This is a genomic window from Kothea flammea (genome assembly GCF_052161645.1).
In the GTDB taxonomy this organism is placed as follows: domain Bacteria; phylum Planctomycetota; class Planctomycetia; order Pirellulales; family Pirellulaceae; genus Laterigemmans.
In genome coordinates this window covers 3,274,247-3,301,035 of sequence record NZ_CP197414.1, presented here as the reverse complement: position 1 = coordinate 3,301,035, position 26,789 = coordinate 3,274,247, and the positions used below count along the sequence as shown (strand labels likewise).

General features: G+C 54.5%; 22 protein-coding genes. 15 read left to right on the top strand and 7 right to left on the bottom strand.

Annotated elements, in window-relative coordinates; all coding sequences use genetic code 11:
• Positions 1 to 6: 6 nt before the first annotated feature.
• The 3 genes from SH139x_RS12655 to SH139x_RS12645 all read right to left on the bottom strand — a co-directional run bounded on the left by SH139x_RS12655 (position 7) and on the right by SH139x_RS12645 (position 2,636).
• The gene (locus SH139x_RS12655) at positions 7 to 954 is read right to left on the bottom strand and encodes an aldo/keto reductase (RefSeq protein ID WP_488355568.1); all 948 of its coding nucleotides are present in this window, start codon (positions 952 to 954) and stop codon (positions 7 to 9) included.
• A 203-nt stretch (positions 955 to 1,157) separates the two neighbouring features.
• A complete protein-coding gene (locus SH139x_RS12650) occupies positions 1,158 to 1,319 on the bottom strand; it encodes a hypothetical protein (RefSeq protein WP_488355567.1) in 162 nt (53 codons plus the stop codon).
• 243 nt (positions 1,320 to 1,562) lie between these two features.
• Positions 1,563 to 2,636 carry a DUF1559 family PulG-like putative transporter gene (locus SH139x_RS12645; RefSeq protein ID WP_488355566.1) on the bottom strand — a complete coding sequence of 358 codons (1,074 nt, stop codon included), beginning with the start codon at positions 2,634 to 2,636 and terminating at the stop codon, positions 1,563 to 1,565.
• A 437-nt stretch (positions 2,637 to 3,073) separates the two neighbouring features.
• On the opposite strand from SH139x_RS12645, the gene SH139x_RS12640 reads away from it, so the two are divergent.
• Together SH139x_RS12640 and SH139x_RS12635 are read left to right on the top strand one after the other, a co-directional pair.
• A complete protein-coding gene (locus tag SH139x_RS12640; protein WP_488355565.1) occupies positions 3,074 to 3,718 on the top strand; it encodes a hypothetical protein in 645 nt (214 codons plus the stop codon).
• A gap of 179 nt (positions 3,719 to 3,897) precedes the next feature.
• Complete coding sequence (locus SH139x_RS12635; RefSeq protein WP_488355564.1) at positions 3,898 to 4,638, top strand: HEAT repeat domain-containing protein; 741 nt, start codon at positions 3,898 to 3,900, stop codon at positions 4,636 to 4,638.
• Between the two features lie 36 nt (positions 4,639 to 4,674).
• On the opposite strand, the gene SH139x_RS12630 is transcribed toward SH139x_RS12635, so the two are convergent.
• Positions 4,675 to 5,379: an SDR family NAD(P)-dependent oxidoreductase gene (locus SH139x_RS12630; protein ID WP_488355563.1), complete on the bottom strand. Its 705-nt coding sequence runs from the start codon at positions 5,377 to 5,379 to the stop codon at positions 4,675 to 4,677.
• A 164-nt stretch (positions 5,380 to 5,543) separates the two neighbouring features.
• Here SH139x_RS12630 and SH139x_RS12625 point away from each other — a divergent pair, with 164 nt between their 5' ends.
• Complete coding sequence (locus tag SH139x_RS12625) at positions 5,544 to 6,077, top strand: hypothetical protein (RefSeq protein WP_488355562.1); 534 nt, start codon at positions 5,544 to 5,546, stop codon at positions 6,075 to 6,077.
• Here SH139x_RS12625 and SH139x_RS12620 read toward each other — a convergent pair.
• The gene (locus tag SH139x_RS12620) at positions 6,074 to 7,585 is read right to left on the bottom strand and encodes a DUF1501 domain-containing protein (protein ID WP_488355561.1); all 1,512 of its coding nucleotides are present in this window, start codon (positions 7,583 to 7,585) and stop codon (positions 6,074 to 6,076) included. The genes SH139x_RS12625 and SH139x_RS12620 overlap by 4 nt on opposite strands.
• Positions 7,586 to 7,685: 100 nt before the next feature.
• Entirely contained in the window at positions 7,686 to 10,859 is a 3,174-nt protein-coding gene (locus SH139x_RS12615) for a PSD1 and planctomycete cytochrome C domain-containing protein (protein ID WP_488355560.1), read from the bottom strand.
• Positions 10,860 to 11,422: 563 nt separating this feature from the next.
• On the opposite strand from SH139x_RS12615, the gene SH139x_RS12610 reads away from it, so the two are divergent.
• The 12 genes from SH139x_RS12610 (at position 11,423) to SH139x_RS12555 (ending at position 25,542) form a co-directional block, all read left to right on the top strand.
• Positions 11,423 to 13,192: an AAA family ATPase gene (locus SH139x_RS12610; protein ID WP_488355559.1), complete on the top strand. Its 1,770-nt coding sequence runs from the start codon at positions 11,423 to 11,425 to the stop codon at positions 13,190 to 13,192.
• Between the two features lie 141 nt (positions 13,193 to 13,333).
• Positions 13,334 to 15,175, top strand: coding sequence for a hypothetical protein (locus SH139x_RS12605; protein ID WP_488355558.1), 1,842 nt, complete (start codon positions 13,334 to 13,336; stop codon positions 15,173 to 15,175).
• A gap of 54 nt (positions 15,176 to 15,229) precedes the next feature.
• Entirely contained in the window at positions 15,230 to 16,138 is a 909-nt protein-coding gene (locus SH139x_RS12600) for a vWA domain-containing protein (protein WP_488355557.1), read from the top strand.
• A gap of 109 nt (positions 16,139 to 16,247) precedes the next feature.
• On the top strand, positions 16,248 to 17,795 hold the full coding sequence (locus tag SH139x_RS12595; RefSeq protein WP_488355556.1) for an OmpA family protein: 1,548 nt from the start codon (positions 16,248 to 16,250) through the stop codon (positions 17,793 to 17,795).
• Positions 17,796 to 17,860: 65 nt separating this feature from the next.
• Complete coding sequence (locus SH139x_RS12590; protein WP_488355555.1) at positions 17,861 to 18,589, top strand: hypothetical protein; 729 nt, start codon at positions 17,861 to 17,863, stop codon at positions 18,587 to 18,589.
• Between the two features lie 105 nt (positions 18,590 to 18,694).
• Complete coding sequence (locus SH139x_RS12585) at positions 18,695 to 19,504, top strand: PspA/IM30 family protein (RefSeq protein WP_488355554.1); 810 nt, start codon at positions 18,695 to 18,697, stop codon at positions 19,502 to 19,504.
• Between the two features lie 63 nt (positions 19,505 to 19,567).
• The gene (locus SH139x_RS12580) at positions 19,568 to 20,662 is read left to right on the top strand and encodes a type 2 periplasmic-binding domain-containing protein (RefSeq protein WP_488355553.1); all 1,095 of its coding nucleotides are present in this window, start codon (positions 19,568 to 19,570) and stop codon (positions 20,660 to 20,662) included.
• A complete protein-coding gene (locus tag SH139x_RS12575; RefSeq protein ID WP_488355552.1) occupies positions 20,663 to 21,598 on the top strand; it encodes an ABC transporter permease in 936 nt (311 codons plus the stop codon).
• Between the two features lie 10 nt (positions 21,599 to 21,608).
• On the top strand, positions 21,609 to 22,526 hold the full coding sequence (locus tag SH139x_RS12570) for an ABC transporter ATP-binding protein (protein WP_488355551.1): 918 nt from the start codon (positions 21,609 to 21,611) through the stop codon (positions 22,524 to 22,526).
• Between the two features lie 135 nt (positions 22,527 to 22,661).
• Positions 22,662 to 23,693: a DctP family TRAP transporter solute-binding subunit gene (locus SH139x_RS12565; protein WP_488355550.1), complete on the top strand. Its 1,032-nt coding sequence runs from the start codon at positions 22,662 to 22,664 to the stop codon at positions 23,691 to 23,693.
• Positions 23,693 to 24,253, top strand: coding sequence for a TRAP transporter small permease (locus SH139x_RS12560; protein ID WP_488355549.1), 561 nt, complete (start codon positions 23,693 to 23,695; stop codon positions 24,251 to 24,253). Before SH139x_RS12565 ends, SH139x_RS12560 begins: the two co-directional genes overlap by 1 nt.
• Before the next feature lie 5 nt (positions 24,254 to 24,258).
• The gene (locus SH139x_RS12555; protein ID WP_488355548.1) at positions 24,259 to 25,542 is read left to right on the top strand and encodes a TRAP transporter large permease; all 1,284 of its coding nucleotides are present in this window, start codon (positions 24,259 to 24,261) and stop codon (positions 25,540 to 25,542) included.
• 21 nt (positions 25,543 to 25,563) lie between these two features.
• Here the strand turns inward: SH139x_RS12555 and dgt are convergent, their stop codons facing one another.
• On the bottom strand, positions 25,564 to 26,664 hold the full coding sequence (gene dgt / locus SH139x_RS12550) for a dGTP triphosphohydrolase (protein ID WP_488356011.1): 1,101 nt from the start codon (positions 26,662 to 26,664) through the stop codon (positions 25,564 to 25,566).
• Positions 26,665 to 26,789: the final 125 nt, after the last annotated feature.

The window sequence follows — 26,789 nt, the reverse complement described above, 5'->3', positions numbered from 1 at the left end:
GTCACCTTATTCAACCTGTTTGCCATCGTTATTTTCCGGACGCCCCTCAACATATACCCAGTTGTGAATTGGCTGCAAAATCGCCTGCACTTGGCTGACCAATTCAATATCGAGCGGTTCCTCGAGCCATTCAGCCCACTGCTTGACCCGAGCTGGATTAGCCGAACCGGTCACGCAAGACGCAAAATCCGTGTTGGCGACCGAGAACTGCAACGCAAGTTTAGCGATGTCGACTCCTTGTTGACGGCAAAACTCAGCTGCCTCGGCAGCCACGCCCCGCACATCCTCGGGAGCTTTGTGCCAAGCGGGCAAAGGAGCGGAGGTGAGCAAACGAGCGGAAAAAGGTGCTGCGTTAATGAGCCCGACTTGGTGATGACGACAGAGCGGAACAAGCGCCAGGGCCATATCGTTTTGCAATGTGTAATGATTGTAAGTCAAAATCACATCCAAATCGAAACGAGGGATGATCTCTTGAAAAATCCGCATCGGATAGCCGCTGATACCAATGAAACGAATCTTCCCAGCCTCCCGTTGGCGGACCAACTCGGGCAAAGTCTCCTCCACGATCTGGTCGAGATCGACGTATTCAATATCATGGCAAAACATAATGTCGATCGTCTCGAGCCGCATCCGTTCCAGGGAGATGTCTACGCTCTCGCGAACTCGACTAGCGGAAAAATCGAAATGAGCCGGCGCGTAACGCCCCAGTTTTGAGCTGATGACCAGCGACTCTCGCGGCAAATCAGGCAGAATCCGCCCCAGCAGCAACTCACTCAGCCCCCGCCCGTAATAGGCAGCCGTATCGATGTAGTTCATGCCGCAATCCAACGCGACCTTGACACTCTCTAACGCCTCGTTGAGATCGACGCTGCGAAATTCCTGACCAATCGATGAAGCACCAAACCCCAACTTGGATAAGCTGAGGCCTGTATTTCCGAGGGAATGGCGCTCCATGGCACGGGCATCCAAATCTAGAGGGGCTGGCAGGGTGGACTCGACGGTCCATCAACTTAAGAGAAAACCAGCGCAAGCACCACTCCCCCGCCACCCGGGCAGTGCGACCGGCCTCTGCGAGCGACCACAAAAAAAGACCAGTGACACGAGCGGTCACTGGCCCTGTAGGCCTGATCACTTCTGAGCAATCGGACGGTTGCTACCTACTGTGCAGAGCCTTGTTCCTCTTCGTCAATCTCGCCATCAATCTGCTGAATGTATGCTTCGTCCTCAGCGGTTCGTGCCGCGTCGTTGCGGACGTCCTCAGCCGAACAACCAATAGCGGCAAACAACAAACAAACGACCACCAAATTCCACAATCGCACTTTTCTATTCTCCGGAATAACAAGGGTTAGTAACGTAGTTAGACGTGAGGTTCCGATATTGAAGATCTCTCAAATACCAAAAGAACCGTGGCTAGGGCCAAAACGGCTAATGGTGGTTCGATTGGTTATCCGTATAAATGTCATCTGTAAACTGAAGACCACCGCCCGCATCGACAAATTCGATGCGGGCGGCGAGACAAAGTTAACTCAGCTTGGGATTAGCCAAATAGCCAAAGTGAAAACTTACAGTTGGCTGCCGTTGATCACTTCGCCGTCATCAATCACGCATAGCAAACGCCAAACGTTGGCATCGACGGTAAACGGGAAGAAGCGAACCGAGCCATCACCCAGGGTGGCGTTCAAACCAGCGGGGTGAGCTGAACCAAACATGCGACGCCAAGCGGTCGACGAGGTTGTTCCAGGTCGGAAGACGGGGGCGAGGTGATTGGAGACGGGGGCGAAGTGCCAACGCACACAGTCCTCATCCCAGCCGCTGTTGTTCCAACGCTCGTTGTCGCCACCATCGGCACCTTGACGCTTCATAGGCGTGCACTTTTCGGCGTAAGCAATGCTGTTGGACAAGCCATCGGTGAATTCAGCCAATCGACGCTTGACACCGAAGCCAGCCCAAGCAATCGCACCGCGGCGGCCAGCGGTGTTACCTTGGTTTACATTCGCTCGCTCGTCGCCAATCGGCATCAACCCCAACGGTGGCGCTGGAACGTCTCCGGTAGCTTCAATGGTCTCCCCTTGGAAAAATCCAGCACAGCCCGCGTAGTCAAGACGACCGCGAAGGTTGTTGTTGTACAGCTGGGGAGGGCGATTCGTGGGGCAGTAGTAGGTCGCGATCGCAACCGCTGCCACATCATCTTCGCCACCGTTGTTGGGAAAGTTTGGCCAAATCGGCGGATCATCACGACCCAATTGATAGATATTCTCACCTTCCATAAAAGGTAAAATCTTATAGAACTGGTTCCAGCCACGACGAGTCGCCGCGCGGCAACAGGTGGTTCCACCATAAGCAGGTGGAGTTTCAATGTAGTTGTACCCGGACGGGTTGGGAGACCCTGAAGGTGTCACCGCTTCGGGGTCACCATCCATCGGTCCTTGTGGGTAGTGCTGGAAAGCACTCTCGTGATTCAACGAGGCCAAACCAATCTGCTTAAGATTGTTTTGACACTGCATCCGCCGGGCTGCTTCCCGAGCGGCTTGCACGGCTGGCAGCAAAAGGCCAACCAAAATCCCAATAATGGCGATGACCACAAGTAACTCCACCAATGTGAAGCCGCGGTGTCGCTGTCCTTGAATTCGCAGCATCCCTGTTTACTCCTTTGTCTACTGAACGTGGGAAAAATGAAATCGATTGCGGTGAATGCTTCGGGCAAGGCCAGCTCGAAGCGAGATAGCAATGGTATAACGAGCAATCGAATCACCTTCCATGTCACCAAACTTGAATTCGACTAAACTTCATGTTTAGAAAACATTAAGAAATGATTAGCAATGACAAGGTGCCATGATATGAGCCTTTCGCTAGGGGAAATTAGCCATCATTGGACGCACCCATGTAGCTGATGCAACGCAATTAAGATTCATAGTTTCTTAACAAGAGTTCCCGAACTCGGAACGGTCCTCGAGAAAAAAATAGCGGTTATAAAGATCGTGTGTGGATCGCTTTTCAATTTGCCGCAAACTGCTATACCCATAGCCGGCAGGTCTCTTATCCAAGAGCTTTAGAAACACTCCAGGAACCCCTCATGACCATCCAATCATCACCACCTTTTCGGTTGTCCTGTTCCCACATGGCGTCTCGCTTGGCGTTATCGCTGGGGATGGCCTTGGGTTTGTTGGGCACTGTTGATATTGCTCAAAGCCACGCGCAAGAAGAAGTAGACAACCCTGTATTCCGGAACTGGAAGGATTTTCCCGTAGGCTCGACAGTCAGCTATCGATCGACGACGAAAGCTGGCGAGAACTCGAACATTCAGGAGTTCACGCTGCGGTTAAAGGCAAAAACAGCAGATCGGATCACGATCGAGCGGCAACTGACTGCGATCATGCCCGACGGCACCCGACAAGAGTATCCCGCCATGACCTCCGAGAACGCCCGCATCTACCGACTGCCTAAGGGAGCGGAGCGGCCTGACCCAAATAAGCCCAAAGGCGTTACCGCCACCGGTGAAGAAGAACTAGAAATGCTCGGCAGAAAAATCAAAGCAAAGTGGTTCAAAGCCAAAATGCGAGTCGAAGCGGGTGACATGTTCACCCATTCTTGGTCGTCCGACCAAGTACCGGGCGGCTTAGTCAAGGCTGTGAATGAAACACCCGCCACGAAGAGCGTCAACACGGTCGAACTGATCGAGCTGAAGATTCCCGGCGAATCAAAGGAAAGCGATCAGTAAGTTCCCGCAGTGACCATCCGCATCGATGCCATCCGACTCCTGTGCTGCCACAGCATGGGAGTTTTTTCTTGCCCGCATGCAGCAACCTTCGCTGCCACGGTTCCATTTGAAATGGGCTTGCCCGCGGTCGTCTCGTTGTGATACACCCCCGGCGCAACATCCTTGACGCTGAGGGACCCATGCGTTCAGTCACAAAAAAGTCAACTTTGCTTTCCTTGCTCTCCACGCGCTGCTTGATTGCCTGCTCGTTGCTGATTGCTGCGGGGTGCCACGACGGCCCGATGTACGCCTTAAAGCAAGCGAATCCATTCTTCAGCATGCATCAGTGGCCTGCTGCCGAGCGTCTTGGCCCCACCGATCATCAGCGGGCCGAGGAACTGCGCACGTTAGTTGATCGCGTCGAGGATATGCCGCCGCGAGAACAGCAGCGCTGGATGGCTGAACTTGCGAAACTAATGGAACACGACGACAGCCCCCACATGAGGGGGCTAGCCGCTCAGGCGGCCGGGAAAGCGCAAGTCTCCGAAGCCTTGCCGATTATCCGCACCGCCTTGGATGACGACGACTTCAAAGTTCGCATGATCGCAGCGCGCGCACTGGAGACCCGTCGAGAACCCGCAGCTACCGAGATGTTAGTGGCTGCGGTCAACAGCGAAGCCAATAAAGATGTCCGCCTAGCAGCCATCAAGAGCTTGGGCAATCACCGCGGAGAGCCCGTTACCGACGCGCTCAAGCTGGCGTTGCAAGAACCCGAGTTGGCCTACCGCCACACATCAATTGCCTCGCTTCGCCAAATCACCGGCAAGGATGCCGGCGACAGTCCCGAAGCCTGGGTCGCGATGTTGGAAACCGGTTCCACGGATGCGGAAACGGAGCAGCAGCCAACGGGTTGGGGCGCACGATTGAGAAGCTTGTTCTAAGCTCGCGTGGTCAATTTGATCATGAGCAACCATCGCTCATAGTCGCAAATTCGACATGCCACCGTCGACACCGATGATTTGCCCGGTGATCCAGCTTGCTCGTTCGGACAGCAAGAACTCGGCCAGCGCAGCCACGTCATCAACTTCGCCGATTCGTTTGAGCGGATACTTCTCCGCCATCGCCTCACGTTTCTGCTCGCTAGAGAGAAAACGAGCAGCCAGGGGAGTGGCAGTGAGGGCGGGTGCGATGCAGTTCACGCGAATCTTCGGCGCCAACTCGGCGGCCAATGATCTGGCCAGGCCTTCGACAGCCCCTTTCGCGGCGGCCACCGAGGCGTGCATCGGCAATCCTTGGGCAACCGCTACTGTGCTGAACATCACCAATGAGGATGCTGGCGCGGCTTGCATTGCCTTCATACAAGCTTGCACACATTTGATCGCACCGACCGCATTCAAATTAAAATCAGCCACCATCGCGTCCGGCTTCAGTCCCCGCACGGGGCCCAAATTGATCGACCCCGGACAATATGCCAACCCATCAATCGCGGCAGGCAGTTGGCCTGGATCAAGCAAGTCGGTAGTGACGTCATGAGCGATGTGGCGAACGCCACTCAAATCATTTAAAAATTCTTTGGTACGCGACACCACCGTGACGTCCCCGCCAGCGGCCAATAATCGCTTGACGATGCCCAAACCGATGCCGTGGCTACCACCAACGACAACAAATTGTTTTTGATTCATAGGGAAAATTAGAATTTATCGAGTCCAAAACAGCAGAAACCATCACTAGTGTCTCCGTTCGTCAACCGTCGTTGGAGACGGCACCTATTTCCCGATCGTTGCAAAGCACGAAGATCACGCCGGCAACAAGAAAGTCTTTGGGGAGTAAAGACCGCATGGGTTCAATGAAACGAAAACGGCGAAAGAAGCTGAAGGCCGCATGGGCCGAGTTTCAGGCAACGCATCAACTGTCTGACGAGGATGTCAAACTCGCTCGTCAGACGGGGTATCTGATCAAGCGTTTTGAGGAGATGCTAGCCACCGAACCTGATGATGCCGAGACGTCTAAATCAGAGCGAATTCGCGAAGTCCATCACAAGTGGCAGGGAAATCTCTTAGCGCGTCGGGCAGATCTTGAAGCCGGTTTGATAACACCCAAGAAAAAATCGCCAAAGAAGGAAACACACGATGCCGCCTGGGCAGACGCCAAAAAAGTCTGCCGTTTGAACATGGAGGACATTCGCAAAGCCAAAGCGTTGGACATGAACCCGAAGACATTAGTCAAGAATGTTCCCTCACCCAGTCAGCCTTGGAAGGCGCCGGTCAAAATCTGGATTCAGGACTTATATGAGGAGCGATTTGGCTGGCAACCTGATATTAAGGATCCAATCAGCCTGAACACAGATCCCCAAGCCCCCGATCCCCAAGCCGAGCCCTAAGCGATTATTTCCTTGATCACTTCGCCAGCCACATCGGTCAAGCGAAATCTCCGCCCGTTGTACTTGTAAGTCAACTCCTCGTGATTAATTCCTAACAGATGCAAAATGGTGGCATGCAGGTCATTGATGTGCACTTTGTTATCGGCAGCTTTGTAACCAATCTCGTCAGCCGCCCCGTAATCGATTCCACCGCGCACGCCGCCTCCGGCCAACCAAGCACAAAAACAGTGGGGGTTGTGATCGCGCCCCGGTTTGGCACCCGTTTGTGCGATCGGCAATCGACCGAACTCGCCACACCAGACCACCAATGTCTCATCTAACAGACCGCGAGCCGCCAAATCTTGCAGCAAACCGGCGACCGGCTTGTCGGTCTCCCCGGCAAACTGGCGGTGGTTCCCCTCGATGTCGACGTGTCCATCCCAGGAGCGTTGATTCTCCATCCCACCGGAATAGATCTGCACAAACCGCACGCCCCGCTCGACCAATCGCCGCGCCATCAAGCATTGACGGGCAAAGTGATCACACCGTTTGTCGTCGACTCCGTAGAGCTCTTGGATGTACTGCGGTTCCGCGTCAATGTCGAGCGCTTCCGGAGCGGCCGATTGCATGCGGTAAGCCAGCTCAAAGCTCTCAATCCGTGCTGCTAACTCTCCCACAGCTTGATGTTGGTTCTGATGCATCCCATTCAGTTCTCGCAACAAGTTCAACTGGTTTCGCTGAGCCAGATCCGTCAATTGATCCGCTCGCGATAGGTTGTTGATCGGTTCGCCGCGAGGCTGCAAGTAAGTCCCCTGATAGGCACCTGGCAAATAACCGGCGCTCCAATTTGCAGCGTGACCTTTGGGTAAACCACGACCTTGCGGGTCACTCATGACCACGAAGCCGGGCAAGTTACTGCTCTCGCTGCCGAGCCCATAAGTGACCCAAGAGCCTACGCAAGGGAACCCCATCCGCGGCATCCCGGTGTTCATGGCAAACAAGGCGGGGGAATGATTATTGGATTCCGTATGACCCGACAGGATGAACGCCATTTTGTCCACATGTTTTCCCAGTTCGGGGAAAATCTCCGGCACCATTTTGCCCATTTCACCTCGAGGTGAAAACTTGAAGGGCGACTGCATCAGATTGCCCACCGAATGTTGGAAAAAGCCAGTGGTGTTCTTGAAAGTGGCATCAAAGTCGCGAATCGATTTACCGTTCCACTTGGTCAATTCAGGGCGATAATTCCAAGTATCCACCTGGCTCGGACCGCCGTTGATAAACACCCAGATGACTCGCTTTGCGGTCGCTGAAAAATGCCCTTGGCGGGGGGCTAATGGACGCAACGCGCGGTCATCCAATGGATCAGCCGCTGCAACCCTTCGGCCGCTCAACAACCCTTGCTCATGGAGCAACCCAGTCAAGCCGAGCAAGCCAAAACCACAGCCTGCGCGACTTAGAAAGCGACGCCGATCGAGCAACGATGAGAGTGTTTGCTCGCCGACTTGTGGGTGGGATTGAATCATCATATTTGTTCCAAGCAAACGTTCTTAGCAGCGATGAAAGTGTGCGTCATTTTATCATCCAATCGTCAATGGCGGGCGATCACGACAGATCAATATCCGGAAATCACTCTATGTAAATGAACTCGCTGGTACTCATCAGCATTTGACAGAAATCGACCAGGGCAGCGGTCTGGGCGTCCGCAATTCCCTGTTGACGATAGATAGAGGTCTGTTGGTCGAGGAACCGCTCAGCGAGAGCTGCTTCATCCCGAGTGGGCTGGCGAGCGAGGGCGAGCAGATAAGCGGACCGCAGCATCTCCTCGCGATTTTCCTTAGCAGGAATCCGTGCGGCGAAAGCCTTTGCCAGTTCACGTCCTTGTGGGCTATTGAGAAACATCAGTGCTTGCGGCGCACCCGTTGTGCTGGAGCGCTGACCGATGCTGACCAAATGCTCGGGCCAATCAAACAACATCATCGTGGGAATTAACTTACTGCGTTTTATAAAAAAGTAGATGCTTCTACGTTTCATATTTGGATCAAGGGTTCCCGGTCCAAACATGGTCCGGTCGAGCATGCCCGAAACGGCCAACATCGAATCGCGAACCGCCTCAGCTTCCAGCCGTCGCGGAGTCCAACACCAGAGCGTTTCATTTTCACGATCGAGCGTCGCACGCTGGTTATCATAAGCGGTTGACTGCATATAGACGCTACTGGTCATAATCAGATGATGCAGTCGTTTTAATTGCCAACCATGTTGGACCAGGTCATGAGCCAACCACTCGAGCAACTCGGGGTGGGTGGGAGGTTCCCCGGAAACTCCAAAATCGTTCGGGGTGGAAACCAGTCCGCGACCGAAGTGATGTTGCCAAACGCGGTTAACGATGACTCTCGCCACCAAGGCTCCGGCACCATGTTCCGCGTCGGTCATCCAGCTTGCTAAACTGGCTCGGCGAAAACTTTTAACGCTGGAACTCTCCGGGGGATCAACTCGCCAATCGCCCGCGTTGCGGTCGGCCGGCGTGAGCACTTGCAAAAAGCCGGGCTCAGCGACTTCTTGCTTCTGCCCCACGTCACCGCGATTGAGCACAAAAGTTTGCGGATAAAAATGGGGGAAACCACGACCATCCGCGTGATGCTGGAGCGGGGGCAAGCCCTCGCTGCTGATCATCGCCTTGGTCAATTCTCGCGGCGGTCCCCCGGCAATTAACTGCTGACACGCTTGCCGCAGTTCTACCCACTGGGGCAATGTCGTGGCGAACCACTCTTGAGCCGTCTGCCAGGCGGGAGAGGTACGATCCCCCGACTGCATGACAGTTTGCAAAGCGGATTGAATCTCGGCTGAGATCGATTCACCGCCGACAATCGTGGGCGCAGCGGGGTCGCTCGCCAGCGAGAGACGCAACCGCCCGATCGCGTGCTTTGTGTTGGGATGGTTGAACGTTAACTGCACGAATGCCATTTGAGCATCAGTGCTAACGATAGGCTTGGCGAACTCAAACACTGCCGCCTGATCTTGACCGATGCCACCCTGATCGACTGCCCAACCTGAGATGGGATCGTCATCGATTGACGCCAACACCGAGAGGGTTCCCGCGTTTTGCTGATGAGTGGCCGAGGCGCCGCTGAACACGATCGGCAGAGCACTAGCACCATCATCACCAGCAGTAACCGAGCCGACTTTGAGCTGAAGATCTCCGAGCGCGAAATTACCGTTATCGGCTCGCCCTGGACCTTGGTGTGGCAAAGATGCATCGCGCAGTGCTTCGAGCCGCAGTTTGTAAGCCGTGCCGGCGGGCCATTTCGCTTGAATCCGCAGCACCTCCTTAGCCGCTGGTGAACCGCTCGCCAGCCAAGACCCGTCGGGCTGTGGCTGGTAAACCGTTCCGGCGGTCGATTCCAGCTCGATCAGTCGCAACGTTTGCCAGGGCCCCGTGAGTTCCTGTGGCTCGTAGTCAGCGAGCCAAGCGGAGAACTTCGCGGGCAATTCGGTTTGCTCGAATTTAATCAGTGCCGCTTGCTTGGCCTCCAATTCACGCTGCCAAGCCAACTCCAGTTGCTGACTTTTTTCGGGCTCCAACTCCAGTTCAACTTCGCTGCGAATCGTGGTTGTAAAGGTCGCCGCGAAGCGATAGTAATCGACTGCGGGAATAGGATCGAACTTGTGGTCGTGACAACGGGCGCAGCCGACGGATAAGCCCAAGAAAGCCAGCCCGGTGGTGGTCACCATGTCATCCAGTTCGTCGTAACGGGCTGATTCGAATTCGGCTTCGGTCAATTGAGTGGGAAACACGCCAGCACCCAAGAAGCCTGTCGCCATCAATGCGAGTGGATTCTCGGGAGCCAACTCATCCCCGGCCAATTGCCACTGCAAAAACTTATCATATGGCAAGTCTTGATTAAGAGCCTTGATGAGGAAATCACGATAATGGTATGCGTGTGGCCGATCGTAGTCTTGTTCATAACCATGTGATTCCGCAAACCTAGCGATATCCATCCAGTGGCGCGCCCAGCGTTCTCCGTAATGTTCAGAAGCCAACTGATGATTGACAAAATTCGACCATGCTTGAGGATCACCTTGATTCGCCACGAAGTGTTCGACTTGCTCGGACGTGGCTGGCAAACCGTGCAGATCAAACATCGCGCGTCGCACCAACGTTCGCGGCTCGGCCAGCGGGTTTGGATGAACACCGATCATCTGCTGCCGGGCCAGAATAAAGCGATCAATCGGCGTGCGACACCACTCGGGCTCTGGGACACCGGGTATCGCCACCGGTCTCAGCGGCTGAAACGCCCAGTAGCGACGGTCAACGTCGGTCACCGACATCGACGCTGTTTGTTTATCTCGCGGTTGGTCGACAAGCGGACGGTCGTATGGCGCGCCCAAATCGATCCAACGGCGAATGCTATCGATGGCCGCCTCCGTCAGCCGTGGCGCTTGCAGCGGCATGTGGGGCTCGGCAGTGTGGGTAATCAGGTCGAACAAGTGACTATCCGTTGCCGTGTCGGCGACGTAGCCGCTGCGCATGAGCGCGGCACGTGTCGACAAATCAAAATCAGCTTTGACCGAGTTGCCACCATGACAATCTAAACAATTGTCAATCAACAGCTCGCGGACCTGCTCTTGAAACAGGCGAGTTCCGGCCCGCGCCCGTTGCACGTGATCGGCCGTGACAGCGACCACCGGCTTGGTCTCCGCAGACCGATTGGTAGTGGGCGGATCATCGGCGTCGGTGCTGCAGCACCAGCAAAACAAGCTGACGGAGCAAACAGCAAACAGAATGGATAATCTGGAATTCACGATTTCAGTTTCCCGAGCAGTTTTAGCCCCGAGGTTAGCCCCGAGGTTAGCCCCGAGTAATATCAACAAATAGCACTACAAAAACTTTGATCACCGCAAGCAACCGCAGATCATAATCGATTTCATGCTGCGAAAAGTAACTTTTCGCTTCGGAACTAGCGGTCGGTTAGCGGCTTCTTTTGCTACGCAAAAGGCGGAGCGAACGCTGCTCGCGCACAGCGAAGGACGAGACTTTTTCTTCGGCAAGCGGCTTGTTGAACGCTAAATGTTTTGCGAGAATCGCCGCGGGGGCTTCCGGGGTGCCGGGTATAGCTTCTAATGACTAGCAAGACCACGCCGCTGCGATGTAAAACGAAGGGATTTACCGTTTTTTGGCGGGTGTCGAATTCCTGGGCTAACGCCGCGACAGATTTCGCCGCGAAAAAGACAGCTCGGCAGGAGGAGTTGCCATTTATGGCAGGCTGAATGTTCGGCAACCCGTTGACAGGCGAAAAACATCGTTGTGCCGTGCGGCGAGTACATTTTTCACTATGTCAGCTGCGAGCAAGGAAACGACGATCGTCATGGAACCCTCTTACGAGTTCTTCTCTCGATTTGCCAAGATTCTCAATTCGGGCCAATCTCGCTCGGTAATTTTAGCAGGCAACATCCATGATTTGTTTTGGGATGGAGACGGTTACGTCCCGTTGATCCCGATGATCTGTAAACGCGCCCAGGTGAAACACCTGATTCAGTTGGTTTACGAATTGAACGGCCCGATACGACTCAACGAAGCGGACACGCGGGCCTTGCGTGATGCTTGGGTACATTGGAAGAGCGGCGTCGATGCGGACACGCTGATTTTGCGTGAGATGCGTTCCAAGGATAACCTCGCCGAACAGTTGCGAGCGGAGTTTGACCAATTCATGCTGTCATCGATTGGCAACTCGACGCAAGCGCTCGAATTCATGCGTCAGTTGACCATTTGTTCGCGGCATTCGCTGCGCGGTAGCTTGGTGATCATCATCGAAGCGGCCGATATGCTCTTGCCGGTTGGTAGCGGCGACGTTTCATCTTTGAATGATCGCCAATTGCGGCGAATCAGCATCGTCAACGATTGGTTCTGCGATCCTGAGTTCATCAACGGCACCGACTCGGTCTGCCTCGTTGCCGATTCAAGAAGCTTGATCCATCCCCGCGTGTCGCGTTTGCCGCAAGTGCTTTCCATCGACGTCCCGGCGCCCTCGACGGAACAACGCAAGCATTACGTGGAGGACTTTATCGCGACCAGTTCGCAGAAGCCCAGTTTGTGGTCGGGGACTCAGGAGTTGGCCGAATTTTGCGCGGGGTTATCATTGCACGCAGTGCGGCAATTACTAGTCGGCTCAGCCTATGCCAACGAACCGATCACCCCTGATCAAGTCATCATCAAAGTTGAGGAATTCATCCAGAGCCAACTCGGCGATGATGTGATTGAATTTAAGAAGCCTCATCACTTGCTTGACGCCATCGTGGGAGCGACCGATCTGAAAGCATTTTTGCAGCGTGAGTTGATTCCTCGCTTCAAAGCCAAGGGGGAACAAGCCTTGCCCGGGGCAGCGGTGGCAGGTCCGATCGGGGGTGGAAAGACATTTATATTCGAAGCGGTAGCGGCTGAACTGGATGTGCCGGTGTTGGTGCTCAAGAGCATCCGCAGTCAGTGGTTTGGCCAAACCGACGTCATCTTCGAACGGTTGCGGCGAGTCCTCGAGGCGTTGGAGAAAGTCGTCATTTTCGTTGACGAAGCAGATACTCAATTTGGTCGTGTCGACGCCGGTTCCCATCAGACGGAGCGGCGGCTGACCGGCAAGATTCAAGCGATGATGAGCGACCCGCGGTTGCGAGGCCGCGTGATTTGGCTGTTGATGACGGCGCGAATTCACTTGCTCTCGCCCGACATCCGCCGACCGGGCCGAGTCGGCGATCTGATTATTCCGATTCTAGACCCTGAGGGTGATGATCGCCGACAATTCATTCGCTGGATGTTAGGTCCGGTCAAACTCGCAGGGGAAGAACTGGACGCGTTGGTGAAAAAATTGGACGAGGAAATTTTGGAGGCTGGTTATTCAGCCGCTGCCTTTGCCGCCCTGCGCTCGCAACTAAAAGCGTTTCGCCCCGAGACGACCGAGAAGGTGCTGGAATTGATTCACGACATCATCGCGCCGGCGATCGGCCCCACTCGTCAGTATCAAACCTTGCAAGCCTTACTCAACACAACGCGAAGATGTTTGTTGCCGGGCGGCGATGTCACTCCCGAGCAGCGGCAGGATTGGGAGAGCCAAATCAGCCGCTTGGAAGCTCAGGGGGTGAGTTAAGTTGTCCAACACATGCGCTAAATCCTGTGCTAAATTTATCGGAATCTCCGACTTTTAGCGCCTTGAGTCGTTTTTGGCGGGGCCCTAGTCTACATCCCGCCAAACATTTTTTCACCATCACACGAACAGGGAATTGCCGATATGAGACGGTTACTGCAGGTATTCATGGCCTCGACGCTGGTAGCGTGCTTGACGTTGCCGACAGTCGCCCAAGAGCAGTTTTCGAAACTTGTCGGCCCCGTCCAAGTCGGCGCCGTGGCCGATCAAGCGACGCTGCAAATCCCCTTCATCACTTGGGGTGGGGACGTGGCCACCTTTCATGCCAATGGCGGGCTGCAAACAAAATCGGGCACGATCTTTGACGGCCTCGGACTAAAAGTGAACCTCACGGCGGGGGACGATTTCGTCCAACAAGTCCGCGATTACATGAGCGGCAAATCACCGTTTCTCCGCGGCACCATGCGGATGCTGGGACAGGCCAGCGAAGTGATCGGCAGTGACCCGCGCACCAAGCCGGTGACGATCCTGCAACTCTCCTGGAGTGCTGGAGACCACATCGTTGCCCGCAGTCAATTCAAAACGCTTAACGACCTGCGGCAAGATCAAAAGAAAGTTAAGATCGCTTGTCAACAAGGCGGCCCGCACGTGGGACTCTTGTATGACGCTTTGGATGCTGCCGATTTGTCCCGCGAAGATGTTGAAATCGTTTTCGTGAAAGACCTGACCGGCCCCGACGGTCCTGCAGATGCTTTCCGCAATGATCCCAGCATCGACGCTTGCTGCGTGATCACACCGGACATGATCGGCTTGACCGGCGGGCTTGACTCAGAAGGCACTGGCGCAGAAGGCAGTGTCGAAGGGGCCCGCGTGTTAGTCTCGACGCAGAACATGACCCGCTCGATCGCAGACGTGTATGTGGTTCGCTCCGATTGGTATCAGGCCAACACCGAAACTGTCAAAAAATTTGTCGCCGGCTATTTGGCCGCCACGAACGAAGTGGTGGAAATGCGAGCCGCATTTGAAAGCACCCAAAGCATGTCGGCCGAATATCGAGCGCTGCTGACGCAAAGCCAATCGATCTTTGGTGAAGAAGTACTGCCAACTCTGGAAGTCGACGCCCATGGCTTACTGCTGGACTGCCGCTTCGTCGGTCTGCCAGGCCAAATCGCCTTCTTCAAGCAATCGGGCAACCTCAGCGGCTTCGATGCCAAGCTCACCGCCACCCTCGATTTGGCAACGAAGTGGGGCTATGCAAAAACGCGAAACGGCTTCGATGCGAATTCGTTCGACTACGCCGAAATCGCCAAAATCGCTGGGATCGAATACAAGGAACCGGCCAAGAAGCTGCAAGCCGAGAGCCTTGAGATGTTCCCGGATGACGAGTTGGATTCCGATACGATCGTCAGCTTTACGATCAAGTTTGAACCGAATCAAACGGAATTTTCCGTCGATCGTTATGGAACCGAATTTCGTCGCGCCCTGCAATCGGCCAGCACCTTTGGCGGCGCCGTTGTGGTGATTCGCGGACACTCCGATCCGACAAAGACATTGGTCAATCTGATCAAAGCTGGTAGCGCCAAAGGATTGATCACGCGTAACGGCACGAAGGGCAATTACCAGTATTTCCTCAAGACTGATCGTGGAAGTCAGCGGTTGGATTTGGAACAGACGGAAACTCTAACGAAGTTGATTCAGTCGGGTGCTTTCGAGGGAGCCGGTGAAAGCCCCATGCAGACGATGCAAGCCGCCATGAATCTTTCGCTCTCGCGAGCCGACGCGGTCAAGAAAGCGATCGTCGAATATGCCGAGAAGAATGATATTAACGTCAACCTCGCACAGTTAGCACCCCAAGGAGCCGGGATCAGCGAGCCGGTTATTTCGAAACCCGAATCGATCGAGGATGCCTTGCAGAACATGCGTGTCGAATTCCGCATCGTTAAAGTCGCTGCTGAAACCCTCACTGACTCCGACTTTGACTTGTAATTCGGTACCCAGCGTCCCCTATTTAACTCACTGTCGCACTTCCGCAGGTCGAACATGTCCAGAACCAATCGCTTAGCACTGTTTCCGTTACTTTTTTGCCTGTTGGCAGCTGAAGCATCGGCGCAGCAAAACGTCGTGATCGTGCTGGACGATTCCGGTTCGATGGAGGCGACTATTCGCAACACACCATCGTTGCAGAAAATGGCCGCCGCCAAGTCGGCAATTGGAACGGTGCTGCAGCAATTGCCCAGCGACGCCAATGTGGGACTGGTCGTGCTGAATCGCCCGCAAAACCCCTGGGTAATTCCCTTCGGGCCACTCGACAAATCGCAGGTTGTTCAACAAGTGAACAACGTGCGAGCCTCGGGGAGCACACCCTTGGGCCAACATATGAAAGTTGCCGCAGATGCTTTGCTGGAAGCTCGCCTCAAGCAATTCTACGGTACCTACAAGCTGCTGATCATCACCGACGGAGAGGCTGGAGACGCCTACTTGGTCGAACAATACCTGCCGGAAATTCAAGCTCGCGGTATCGTGGTCGATGTCATCGGGGTCGATATGCCAGGTGAACACAGCTTGGCTAAACGAGCAAACAGCTATCGCAAGGCCGATGATCCCGATTCGCTGCAACAAGCAATCTCATCGGTATTGGCCGAGACGGCAAGCGACGATGGGGATGCGGCGGTCAGTGATTTTGAATTGCTCGAAGGCTTCCCCACGGAACTCGCTTCGGCGGCCATCAGGGAACTTTCAACACCCAGCAATTTACCCATCGGCGGTGCGCCGGCAGCAAACAGCAATCCAGGAATCGCGAATCCGCCGATGGCGAGCGGATCGACGCCCATGAACACAGGCGGAGGAGCCAAGCAGGGGAATGGGCCATCGCTGATCGTCATCCTGGCTTTCCTGCTGATTCCCGTGATCATCGTCGGACGCGCGATCTCGAAGTTTTCGTCTCGCTAACGTCGGCAGCTCAAGCAAGTCCATCAAGAAATTGACTGTTTATAAATAGCTCGTCGAAAAATCAACTGTTCAGAATAATGCACCTCATTCCCACCCAGGAGGCATCAAGTTGTCAAAAGGAAAGCTAGTCGCTGCTTGTCTGCTATGGGTGATGATACTTGGTGTCGGTGTGCTGACTTGGAAACTGATCTTCCGGCCAGCAGTCGAGCAAGCCGAGAGCGAGGAACAAGCTGCGCAGGCAGCGGCGGAAGCCGACGAGGCGCGCCGGCGGTTACAGCAAAGCAGCTCAGACTCCCGCTATAAACACACGGTCGATTTCCAACTTGATTCGTTCAGCGGCTATGCCGTGCTCCGCAGCGACAACTTTCGCACGCAGCTTTCCAAAGCTGGAATTCGGCTAAACCTGAAAGATGACGGAGCCGACTATACGGCTCGACTCGCGGCTCTAAAGAATGGTGACGCCCAACTCGCCTGTTTTACCATCGATGCGTTAATTAAAACCAGCGCGGAGATGAACGACATGCCGGCCACGATTATCGCCGTTATCGACGAGACCACCGGCGCCGATGCGATTGTGGCCTACAAAGAAAAAATACCCAATGTCGATGCGCTCAATGATCCCAACACCCGCTTCATCCTAACTCCGAACTCACCCAGCGAAACACTGACGCGGGTTGTGATGAGCCGCTTTGATCTCGACAAAATCGGGACGCGACCATTCACCGAAGTTGGAGATGCCAGCGAAGTCTTTACCAAGTATAGGAATTCCAAGCCGGCAGATTTGCACGCTTATGTGGTGTGGGAACCCTTCGTTTCGCAAATGCTGGCGAACCCAGCGATGCACGTCGTCGTTGACAGTTCTCAGTTCCCCGCCACGATTGTCGATGTGATCGTCGCCAGCCGCGACTTTGTGCTGAAAAAACCAGAAGTGATGGAGGATTTTGTCAAAGCCTATCTAACCTCAGTCTACGAGTTTCGAGATCGCTCCAGCATGTTGCAGCTTATCCAGGCTGACGCGAAAGCCAATGATTCCCCGCTGACTGCGGAGCAGGCGGAAACATTGGTAGACGGTGTGTGGTGGAAAAATACGCAAGAGAACTTGGCACATTTCGGCTTACTCAACGATAAATCACTGCCATACCTCGAAGACGTGATTACCAACTTGATTGACGTCCTGCAGACAACCGGTGGCATCCAGCGGGATCCCTCAGACGGAAAAGCCAATCTTTGGTTTTACTCCAAGGTGCTGGAAAACATCCGCGATTTTCATCCAGGCGACCAAATCGAGACGGTTCGTGATACGCGACTGCCTCCGCTGACGGAGCAACAATGGGGTCAGCTGTCGAGCGTGGGAGTCGCCAATGTGCCCAAACTAGTTTTCCCCCGCGGGACGGCCACCTTGACGGCTCGCAGCAAGTCGACGCTCGACAAATTGGCCAACGACTTGAACGCCACACGCCTATATGTGGCGATTGTCGGTGATGCGTCGAGGCGAGGTAATATCGAACAAAATCAGCAAATCGCCATCCGTCGCGCCCAGGTCGCTCAAGATTACTTGATCAGCCGGGGCGTCGACAAAAACCGAATTCGCGCGGTCGGTAGCGAGCCCAGCGGTAACACATCTGTCACGTTTAAGCTGGGGCAGTTACCTTATTGAAAATTCAGCTGTGGCGGCTCACGCAAATTTCCAACGCGAGCCAGAGGATCCCTGATGATGTTTGAATGATGGACAAAGTCCGCAAGAAAGTGCTGCTCGATTTATTCGCTTCCCCATGGTCGATCATTCCGATTGCCGGCGGGCTGAGCGCGTGGATGCTATCGTGGGGCGTCGACGGCAGCTTGGCTTTGAACTTGGCTGGTTTGGTTGGAGTCATGGGTGGTGTGGGAGTGCTGGCGACACGCTTGATTTTCGGCCTTGAAAAAATCACCGAGGATGCGTTCACCTACTTGAATGCCCAACAGCAACTGGAGCAGGAGCGCAAGTTGGACGATTTGACCGAGCGGCTCTCGGGCGATGACGACCCCAACACGGAAACCTACCTCTCCGATCTGAGAACCCTGTACAAGAGTTTTGTCGAGGACGTTGAAAAAGGTCAACTCTCCGGTGCGGTGCGACCCGTGTTGGCTCAAGTCCAACGTTTGTTCATGGCCGCCGTCAAGCACTTGGAATACTCGCACGAATTGTGGGCTCGAGCCTGCAAGCTGCAAGGTTCCGCCAAACATAAATTGCTCGAGGAACGGAGACGAGTCATCCAGGAAGTTGCCGAGACAATCGATCACCTGGGAACTTCAATCCAGCAATTCCACACTTTTCGGTTGCAAGATTCCGATTCCGAACTGAGCAAATTACGAGAAGAACTAGACGCTACCATGCAGGTGGCAAAACGAGCCGAAGAACGAGTCAGTGGCCTGGGACGCAAAGTCGATCTCAGCGCCCAAGAGTTTGAGTAAGTGCCTATCCGAGAGTCGTTTGAGGCTGCAGCGGCGGCAGCAGTTTCTCGCGGTTTTCGGATAGCCACTAAAGTATCAACATTTTCAATAATACTGGAGACGAACATGTTTGGAGCGATCGGCAAGTATGCGCGAGCCTTTTTGTATTTAATTACCTTTCGGATTAACAAGGCCAGTGAAACGCTGCGGATGAACCCAGGTGTGATGAGTGCCAACTACGACCGCATCATCCAAGAGAAACGCGGGCGAATCAACCAATATAAAGATGCTATCGCCTCCATGATTGCGCAAGAGGAAAGCAAAAAACAAAAACTGACCACGCTCACCAGCGAAATCGAAAAATTAGAAAAACTCAAATCGGGAGCAGCCGCCAAGGCTCGCAAGGTTGCGATGCGGCTGGGAAATGATCCGGTGGCCGTCAAAGCCGATCCCGAGTATCAACGTTGCCAAGCAGCATTCAAAGACTTCAGCTCGACGCTGGCCGAAAAACAGCAACGGGCCAACGAAATTGATGCCGATTTGAACGCCCTGGTAGACAATATCCAAGGTCATAAAGTTAATATCCAGAGCCAGATGCGAGACCTCGAACGGCTGGCCGAAGAAAAGCACGATGCGGTGGCTACTGTGTTGTCGGCGACCGAGGAAAAGCAGATCGCCGACATGATGACGGGGCTGGCCGAAGATCGCACCTCAGAAGAACTTCGCGAACTGCGCGAGCTGCGCAACAAAGCGGGGGCGTCGGCTCGCATGAGCCGGGAGATTGCTGGCTTGGATACCAAACGTGACGAGGAGGAATTCATGGAGTTCGCCCAAGCGAGTGAAGCGAATGATGAATTCGATCAATTGATCGGGTTGGCCGCTCAGGCCGAAGAGACGACGCCGGTCGTCGAGCGTACGCAAATTCCCGAACAGTAACTTGGCACAGTGATTAGCTGGACAATTCACTAATTTTCTAACACACACTAAGGACTTTCAGCAATGAAGTATCTCACATTTCAATGTCTTATCCTTGTCGGCTTGCTGGCAACCAACGGCTGCGGTTCAAAAGAAGAACCTGCAGCGGCAACTGTGACAACCAATACTTTGGCCGCCGAGGGAACTCCCGAAGTTTTCACCTTGGCCTGGAGCGAGTACCCCAGCTGGTCCGTGTTTGGTGTTGCCGATGAACTTGACTTGATCAACGGCGCAGAAGGAGAAATGGGTAAGTTTGAAGAGCAATACAATGTTGACATCGTGCTCAACGAAGCTCCCTACGATACTTGCTTGAACCTCTTCACCACGGGCAATTGTGACGCGGTCTGCATGACCAACATGGATGCCCTGATTGTCAGCCCCGGTCGCGACGGCGTGGCTATTTTACCGACCAGCACCAGCAACGGTGCCGATGCCTGCATCGTGGCCGGGATCAGCACCTTGGAAGAACTCAAAGGGGTTGAAACCTACGGCCTGAAAGGCACCGTTTCCGAGTACGGCTTCGTCCGAGGCCTGGAAGCAATGGGAGAAGATCCCAGCGAGTTTAAATTCAGCAATCAAGACCCCGCCACAGCCGCGCTCGCAATGGCTCAAAACCAAGAAACGCACAAAGCGATCATGGTTTGGAACCCGTTTGTGCTGCAAACACTTAATGACCGACCCGATGCGAAAGTTCTCTTTGACTCCAGCAAAATCCCTGGGGAAATTGTCGACATGGTGGTCGTCGGCAAAGACGTGCTGGAAAAGAAAGGTGGGAAGGCTTTTGCCCAAGCGATCATCGCCACATTCTATGAAATGAACAAGGAAATGGCGAAACCCGAAACCGGCGACAAGGTGTTGGTCGAGCTCGGTAAGAAGTTCAGCAGCCTGGGGCTGGAAGACATGAAAACGGTTGTCAAACAGACCCAGTTTTACAGCGATGCCGACCAAGGGCTCACGCTGATGACGGGCGATGAGTTCAAGCAAACGATGCAGACGGTCAACAAGTTTTGCACGGATCAGGAACTAGTCAGCGACCCGCAGTATGGTTTTGGCGACGAAACGGGCAAGCAACTATTGTTTGATCCTTCCCACTTAGAAGCATTCAAAGCGGGCAAATAAGTGATTCGAACTTCCATTTCTCGACGCTCGCGGTTGCTGCTGGGTTTAGCCGGCTGCGTCACCTTGCTAGTTGCTTACACCGCGTTGGCAGAGTGGCGTCAAGCTACACGCCGGAGTGAACAGCAAGCGGTTGCCGTGACTGAGATAGCCAGCTTGGCTGCCATCGAGGACCGGTCAGCCAAGCAGCAAGCCGAACTTGAGAAATGGCAAAGCATCGCCGAGCAACCCGATGCGGTAGATCGCTCAATTCCCACTTGGGGCGTGCTCTACCGCGAGGGCTGGGTGCGGGCGACGAGTGAGCAAGGTAGTTTCGTCCGCAAAGAAATCTGGTTGCTGCAAGATTTCTTTGTCTCCGGCAAACGATTATTCGTCGGCCTCTTGGTGGGAATTATTTGCTCGGTCGTGGTTGGGATCTTAATGGGATGCTTCGATCGCATCGATGCTTTCCTACTGCCCCCTTTCGCGTTGTTGGCAAAGGTGCCAATGACAGGTGTGATTCCAGTTTTTCTAATCTTGGTTGGAACCAGCTTCGAGATGTACATTGCTATGATTCTGGCCGGCATGGTCCCCACGCTGGCGCAAGGCATTTCGGCAAATGTAAGAAAAGATGTTCCCGAAGAGCTAATTTACAAAGCTTATACGCTAGGTGCGAGTCAATTCGAACTGATCTACGAGGTGATTTACCGACAAGTCTTGCCCCGCGTGATCGATGCGATCCGTTTGCAAATTGGCCCAGCAATTGTGTTCTTGATCGCTGCCGAGTGGATGGCCGGGACGGGTGGCGAGGGGATCGGCTATCGACTGCGAATTTTCTATCAGCGAGCCGACATGACCGTCGCCTACGTGTATTTATTTCTGTTGAGCTTGTTTGGCCTGTTTGCGGACTACGGCCTGATCTGGTTGCGACGTAAACTTTGTCCTTGGTTCGGCGAATAAGGCATCAGCAATGGTAGCAAGATCAGATGACGTGGTGCTGGAGTGTCGCGGAATTGGACACGCCTTCGGTTCCAATAAGGTGCTCAATGAAGTTTCCTTTTCGATTGGCCGGGGCCAAATCGTGGCTCTGGTCGGCCCCAGCGGATGTGGTAAGTCGACGCTCCTCCGGGCGATTCTAGGGACTCATCCAGCCGACCGAGGTGAGGCCATCATGGATGGCAAACCTTATCGTTCGCCCAGTCGAGATCGTGGCATCGTCTATCAAAAGTACTCGCTTTTTTCCTTCCTAACCTGCGAGCAAAACGTCGCGTTTGGATTGAAACTCGATTCCACAACGACCGCTTTTCGGGTGTTTCAATTTTTCAAATGGAAAAAATTACAGGACCAGCAATTAGCCGACGCCCGCCAACTGCTCAAGGACGTCGGCTTGGCAAACGTCGAAGGAAAATACCCAGAGGAACTCTCCGGAGGGATGCGGCAACGGGTGGCTTTGGCGCAAGCGTTGATCATGCGGCCCAGGTTGTTGTTGCTCGATGAACCATTCGGTGCCTTGGATGAAGCGACGCGGGAAGATCTCCAGCTGATGCTACTGAACCTCTATGCGGACAACCAAAAAGCTCGCGACGCCGGAGAAAAGCCACCGTACACAATCTTGATGGTCACGCACGAATTGAACGAAGCGTTGTACGTCAGCGACCGTGTGTTGGGACTCTCCCAGTACCACGCCGGCGGTAGCGAGGGCGCCACGATTGTCTATGACAAGCCGGCACCCATCTTCCTGCCGAATTCTCCCAAAGACGAGGGGAATTTCATTGCGCAACGGGAAGAATTGCTCAAAGCGGTGTTTTCCAAGGAGATCATTCAGAACCACAAGGAGTATGTCACCTTCTGGGAAGAGCATGAAAAGATGCTCGTTAACGAAGCTTAACGGCGATTGTTGGATCGTTGCGAGCCGGTTATGGTAGGTGTTTTCCCACCTAACGCTGGTCACGGCGAGATGAACTTCAATCTAGCTACCACCACAGGCCGATTCATCGTGGGCAGAACTGGCAACAGCAACCCCGTGCGGCCACGAACAAATCTGTTGGTAGCCTGTGGTTTGCTATTTGTGGGTTTTCCACTTACTTGTTCGCTATTTGCCGGCTGTCGCCCGAGTGATTCTGAGGGTGCTGTGGAGCTGCGTCTGGGGCATGTTTACGAAGTCAACAGTCCCACCCATCGTTTTGGCACTTCACAACTCAATGATCAATTAGCGAAGACTAACGTCGATCTACGCGTCAATGTCTATCCAGCTGGACAACTTGGCAGCGAAGCCGAGTTGCTGGAACAGTTGGTCGCCGGGGAGATTGACTTAGCCATCGCCGGTCCGTCATTCCTGGCGATGTGGCATCCGCCGCTGGGCGCGTTTGACGCCGCGTATGTATTCACCGACCTTGACCATATGCAGCAAGTCGCCGACGGTCCCTTGATGGCACCCCACTGGGCAGCATTGCGTGAACAGTTTGGGGTTCGCGTGTTGGCGACTTGGGCTTACGGAGTTCGCCACATCACCGCCAATCGTCCGTTGCGACATCCTGATGATCTAGCCGGTTTTCGGCTGCGGATGCCCGGGGCCAGGGTCTGGCAAGAGTCGGGGGCCGCTTTAGGAGCAAGCCCGATGCCGATGTCATTCTCAGAAGTCTACATGGCCTTACAGCAGGGCATTGCCGACGGCCAGGAGAATCCCATCCCGGTGATTCATTCGATGGGCTTTCACGAAGTGCAGAAGTGCCTGGTGTTAACCGGCCACATTCAATCATCCATTCAAGTGCTGATCAACGAGCGTTCCTGGCAGCGACTCGACGGCGAGCAACAGCAAGCCTTGCTCCGCAGCGTCCAAGCACTGGGCAGCCAAGTCGTGGCTGGCATCGAACAGCAAGAACGCGAGTTGTTAGCTGCCTGGCGAAAAGATGGCACGATGGAAATTATCGAAGATGTAAACGTGGAGGCTTTTCGACAGCGGGCTCGCGATTACTTTGCCGAGGGCTTTGCCTTCAGTGAACTATACGACCAGATAGCCACGGCGGCGGAAGAACCTGCTGAGGGAGAGTTGTGATGCATCGAGGCTGGAAAGATACGGCGGAGATATGGCTGACGCGTTTGGTGCGGGCTGAACAGCTTATCGCCGTCTGTTTGCTGTTGGTTGTCTTGGGGGTGATGGGAGCTCAAGTATTCGCCCGGTATGTTTTCCAGACGCCACTTTCGTGGAGCGAAGAAATTGCTCGGTTCGCAATGATCTGGTTGACCTTCATCGCCGCCAGCTTTGTGCTGGCTCGCAATCAGCACATCGCGGTCGATTTACGAAGCACGGCTAGCCAGGACGAGAGCGCCAACCAAATTTCAGAGGCAACTGGTGACGTGCCTTGGCGATGGTCGCTAACAGCTCTGATCTCGCTGATCATCTTGATCACCTGTTTGATGTTGTTAATCGGTGGTTTGCCTTTCGTGTTGCGGGTCTATCCAGTTGGCTCGCCGAGCACGGGCATTTCGAAAAGTTATTGGTACGGAGCGGCCAGCGTCGGCTTAGCGTTAATGTCGCTGCACGCGTTCGCGAATTTTTTGGGCCTCCGCATTAAACCCGCCAACCCCGCCTCATCAACTTCCCAGCCAGGATAGATCTCGTGACGTTATTGATTCTATTGCTGGGCATGATCGTGCTGTTGGCGATCCGCGTGCCGGTAGCTTTCGCGATGCTCTTGCCCTGTTTGGGTTACGTCGTTCTAGCTGAGGAGATTTCGTTAGGGATCGCGATTCAGCGGACCGTTGCCGGGGTCGATAGCTTTCCGTTGTTGGCGGTCCCGTTATTTATCATGGCTGGTTATTTGACGAATGCAGCCGGGTTTGCCGATCGTCTCTTTCGTTTGCTGCGATGTTTGTTTGGACGCATTCCTGGCAGTTTGGCCTATGTCAACGTCAGCAGCAGCGTGATGTTTTCTTGGATGAGCGGTGCGGCAATCGCGGATGCGGCCGGGTTGGGAGCGGTGCTGGTCCCGGCCATGCGCAAGTCTGGCTATGACACCGGATTTTCGGTCGGTTTGACCGGAGCTTCCTCAATGATTGGGCCAATCATGCCGCCAAGCATTCCGGCCATCATTTACGCCGTGACTGCGGGAGTGTCGGTGGGGGGCTTATTTTTTGCCGGTGTGTTTCCAGCCTTGTTGTTGGCAAGCCTGTTGTGCATTCACGTTTTTTTTCATGTGCGGCGGTATCCACCCAACCCCGAAACGAGCAACGATCTCGAAACCCCGGACTGGCTTCCCGCACTACTCGCGGCACTACCGATCTTATTGACACCGGTGATCATTCTAGGAGGGATTTTGGGAGGTGTGTTTACTCCCACCGAAGCTGCGGCGGCGGCCGTGATGTACATGATTTTGCTAGGCTTTGTTTATCGAGCCTTATCGATCCGCAAACTACTGGACGTCCTGTTGCAGACTAGCGCCACCACGGGGGTGATCATGTTTATCGTGGTCGCGGCGAACCTCTTTGGCTGGATTATCGCTCGTGAGCAAGGGCCGCAGATGGTCGCCGACAGCTTACTGCAATTAACCGACAATCCACTTGTGTTCTTATTGTTAGTGAATGTTTTCTTGTTGGTTGTGGGGATGCTGCTCGAGCCGACCGCCGCGTTGCTGATCTGCGTGCCGGTGCTGCTGCCCGTTGCTGTTCATTTTCAAATCGATCCCTTGCATTTGGGAATCGTGATGATTTTGAACTTGGTGATCGGATTGTTGACACCGCCAATCGGCTTGGTGCTTTACGTTCTCGGCTCGGTCACGGGAGTCAGTTTGCCCGTTGTTATTCGCGGTATTGCCCCTTTCTTGGTGCCGCTGTTCGTGACGTTAGCCGTGGTGACATTTTTCCCTGCCATCAGCCTCTGGTTACCAGCTTGGCTGGGAATCTAAGCACCTATAGGTTCTAAGTGCTCACCAGTCGCTGAGCGGGCCCGAACCGCGATTCAGTAATTCGAACTGCTGGTCACAAAAACGGTCGGTCATGCCAGCTAAGTATTCACCGACTGCAGGTTGAGTACCGATGCGTTCACTACGCTGGCGAAACCGTAATGGCAATCGTTGGGGTTCACGCACCAGTTCACAGAAGAGCGATTCCAACCGTGCTTCCGCCGCGCTGCGGACGTCTAACAAGCGGGGATGGCGATACACTCTGGCGAAGAGGAATGATTCCAGCTCCTGCCGCTCACCGGCCAAGGTGCTGGAATTAACGAGTCGCACCCCCGCCATGCTGACTTCGTCGCTGCGCCGCGCCATGAAAGGCACGAGCTGTTCCAGCGCGTTTTGAATAAAGTCACCGACTTGAAGATCGATCAATTCGTGCACAAGTGCGGGGCGTAACTTGGTGGGGGGCAGGGTGCCAAAACGCCGCCGAATTTGTTTGAGCGCTCGACGGACAATTTGCAGCTTGCCCAACTCTTCCATACTCAACAAACCCATTTGCACCGCGTCGTCGACATCGTGTGCGTCATAGGCCATCGAGTCGGCAGCATCGACGACTTGGACTTCGAGAATCGGCGAATCTCCCCGCGCCGCCCCCGCTTTGTCGGCGCGGAAACCTTGCCCGGAGAGCACCTCGGCAGACAAATTCAGCCCTGGGTTGCCGGAGAATCTCTGTTCTAACTCCTCAACAATCGTGAGGGCGAACTGGTTGTGCGAAAAACCGTGATGGTCACGCAAGCAGGCCGCCAACACATCCTCGCCACAATGACCATAGGGTGGGTGCCCGATGTCATGCATCAGTGCCAACGCTTCGACCAAATCTTCGTTCAATCGCAACACGCGGGCGATCGTCCGCGCCACCGAAGCAACTTCAAAGGTGTGGGTCAGACGCGTGCGATGGTACTCCCCCATATCTCCGGTGAAGACCTGCATTTTTCCCGACAAGCGGCGGAAAGCGCTGCAGTGGAGAATCCGGTCCCGGTCGCGTTGGAAAGGACCACGATAGGGGTGGGGCGGTTCCGGATAGCGGCGGCCGGCGGTATCGCGGCTAAACGTGGCGTAAGCGGCCAACATCCAAGGCTCGCGATCGAGCCAACTGGCGGGCTGCTGGAAATTGTGCTGTGGAGGCAAACCGGCAGGCAGAGACGCTGAGCCCGCTGGCCCAGAGCCTGCGGCCCGGTCAGAACTGGAAGACCAAT

Excerpts from the sequence above, each read along its gene's own strand:
- dgt (WP_488356011.1), bottom strand. The coding sequence starts at position 26,664 with ATGTTGGCCGCTTACGCCACGTTTAGCCGCGATACCGCCGGCCGCCGC.
- SH139x_RS12630 (WP_488355563.1), bottom strand. The coding sequence starts at position 5,379 with ATGAATCAAAAACAATTTGTTGTCGTTGGTGGTAGCCACGGCATCGGT.
- SH139x_RS12590 (WP_488355555.1), top strand. The coding sequence starts at position 17,861 with ATGATGGACAAAGTCCGCAAGAAAGTGCTGCTCGATTTATTCGCTTCC.
- SH139x_RS12570 (WP_488355551.1), top strand. The coding sequence starts at position 21,609 with ATGGTAGCAAGATCAGATGACGTGGTGCTGGAGTGTCGCGGAATTGGA.
- SH139x_RS12640 (WP_488355565.1), top strand. The coding sequence starts at position 3,074 with ATGACCATCCAATCATCACCACCTTTTCGGTTGTCCTGTTCCCACATG.
- SH139x_RS12560 (WP_488355549.1), top strand. The coding sequence starts at position 23,693 with ATGCATCGAGGCTGGAAAGATACGGCGGAGATATGGCTGACGCGTTTG.
- SH139x_RS12625 (WP_488355562.1), top strand. The coding sequence starts at position 5,544 with ATGAAACGAAAACGGCGAAAGAAGCTGAAGGCCGCATGGGCCGAGTTT.
- SH139x_RS12585 (WP_488355554.1), top strand. The coding sequence starts at position 18,695 with ATGTTTGGAGCGATCGGCAAGTATGCGCGAGCCTTTTTGTATTTAATT.
- SH139x_RS12635 (WP_488355564.1), top strand. The coding sequence starts at position 3,898 with ATGCGTTCAGTCACAAAAAAGTCAACTTTGCTTTCCTTGCTCTCCACG.
- SH139x_RS12600 (WP_488355557.1), top strand. The coding sequence starts at position 15,230 with ATGTCCAGAACCAATCGCTTAGCACTGTTTCCGTTACTTTTTTGCCTG.
- SH139x_RS12580 (WP_488355553.1), top strand. The coding sequence starts at position 19,568 with ATGAAGTATCTCACATTTCAATGTCTTATCCTTGTCGGCTTGCTGGCA.
- SH139x_RS12605 (WP_488355558.1), top strand. The coding sequence starts at position 13,334 with ATGAGACGGTTACTGCAGGTATTCATGGCCTCGACGCTGGTAGCGTGC.
- SH139x_RS12610 (WP_488355559.1), top strand. The coding sequence starts at position 11,423 with ATGGAACCCTCTTACGAGTTCTTCTCTCGATTTGCCAAGATTCTCAAT.
- SH139x_RS12655 (WP_488355568.1), bottom strand. The coding sequence starts at position 954 with ATGGAGCGCCATTCCCTCGGAAATACAGGCCTCAGCTTATCCAAGTTG.
- SH139x_RS12620 (WP_488355561.1), bottom strand. The coding sequence starts at position 7,585 with ATGATGATTCAATCCCACCCACAAGTCGGCGAGCAAACACTCTCATCG.
- SH139x_RS12645 (WP_488355566.1), bottom strand. The coding sequence starts at position 2,636 with ATGCTGCGAATTCAAGGACAGCGACACCGCGGCTTCACATTGGTGGAG.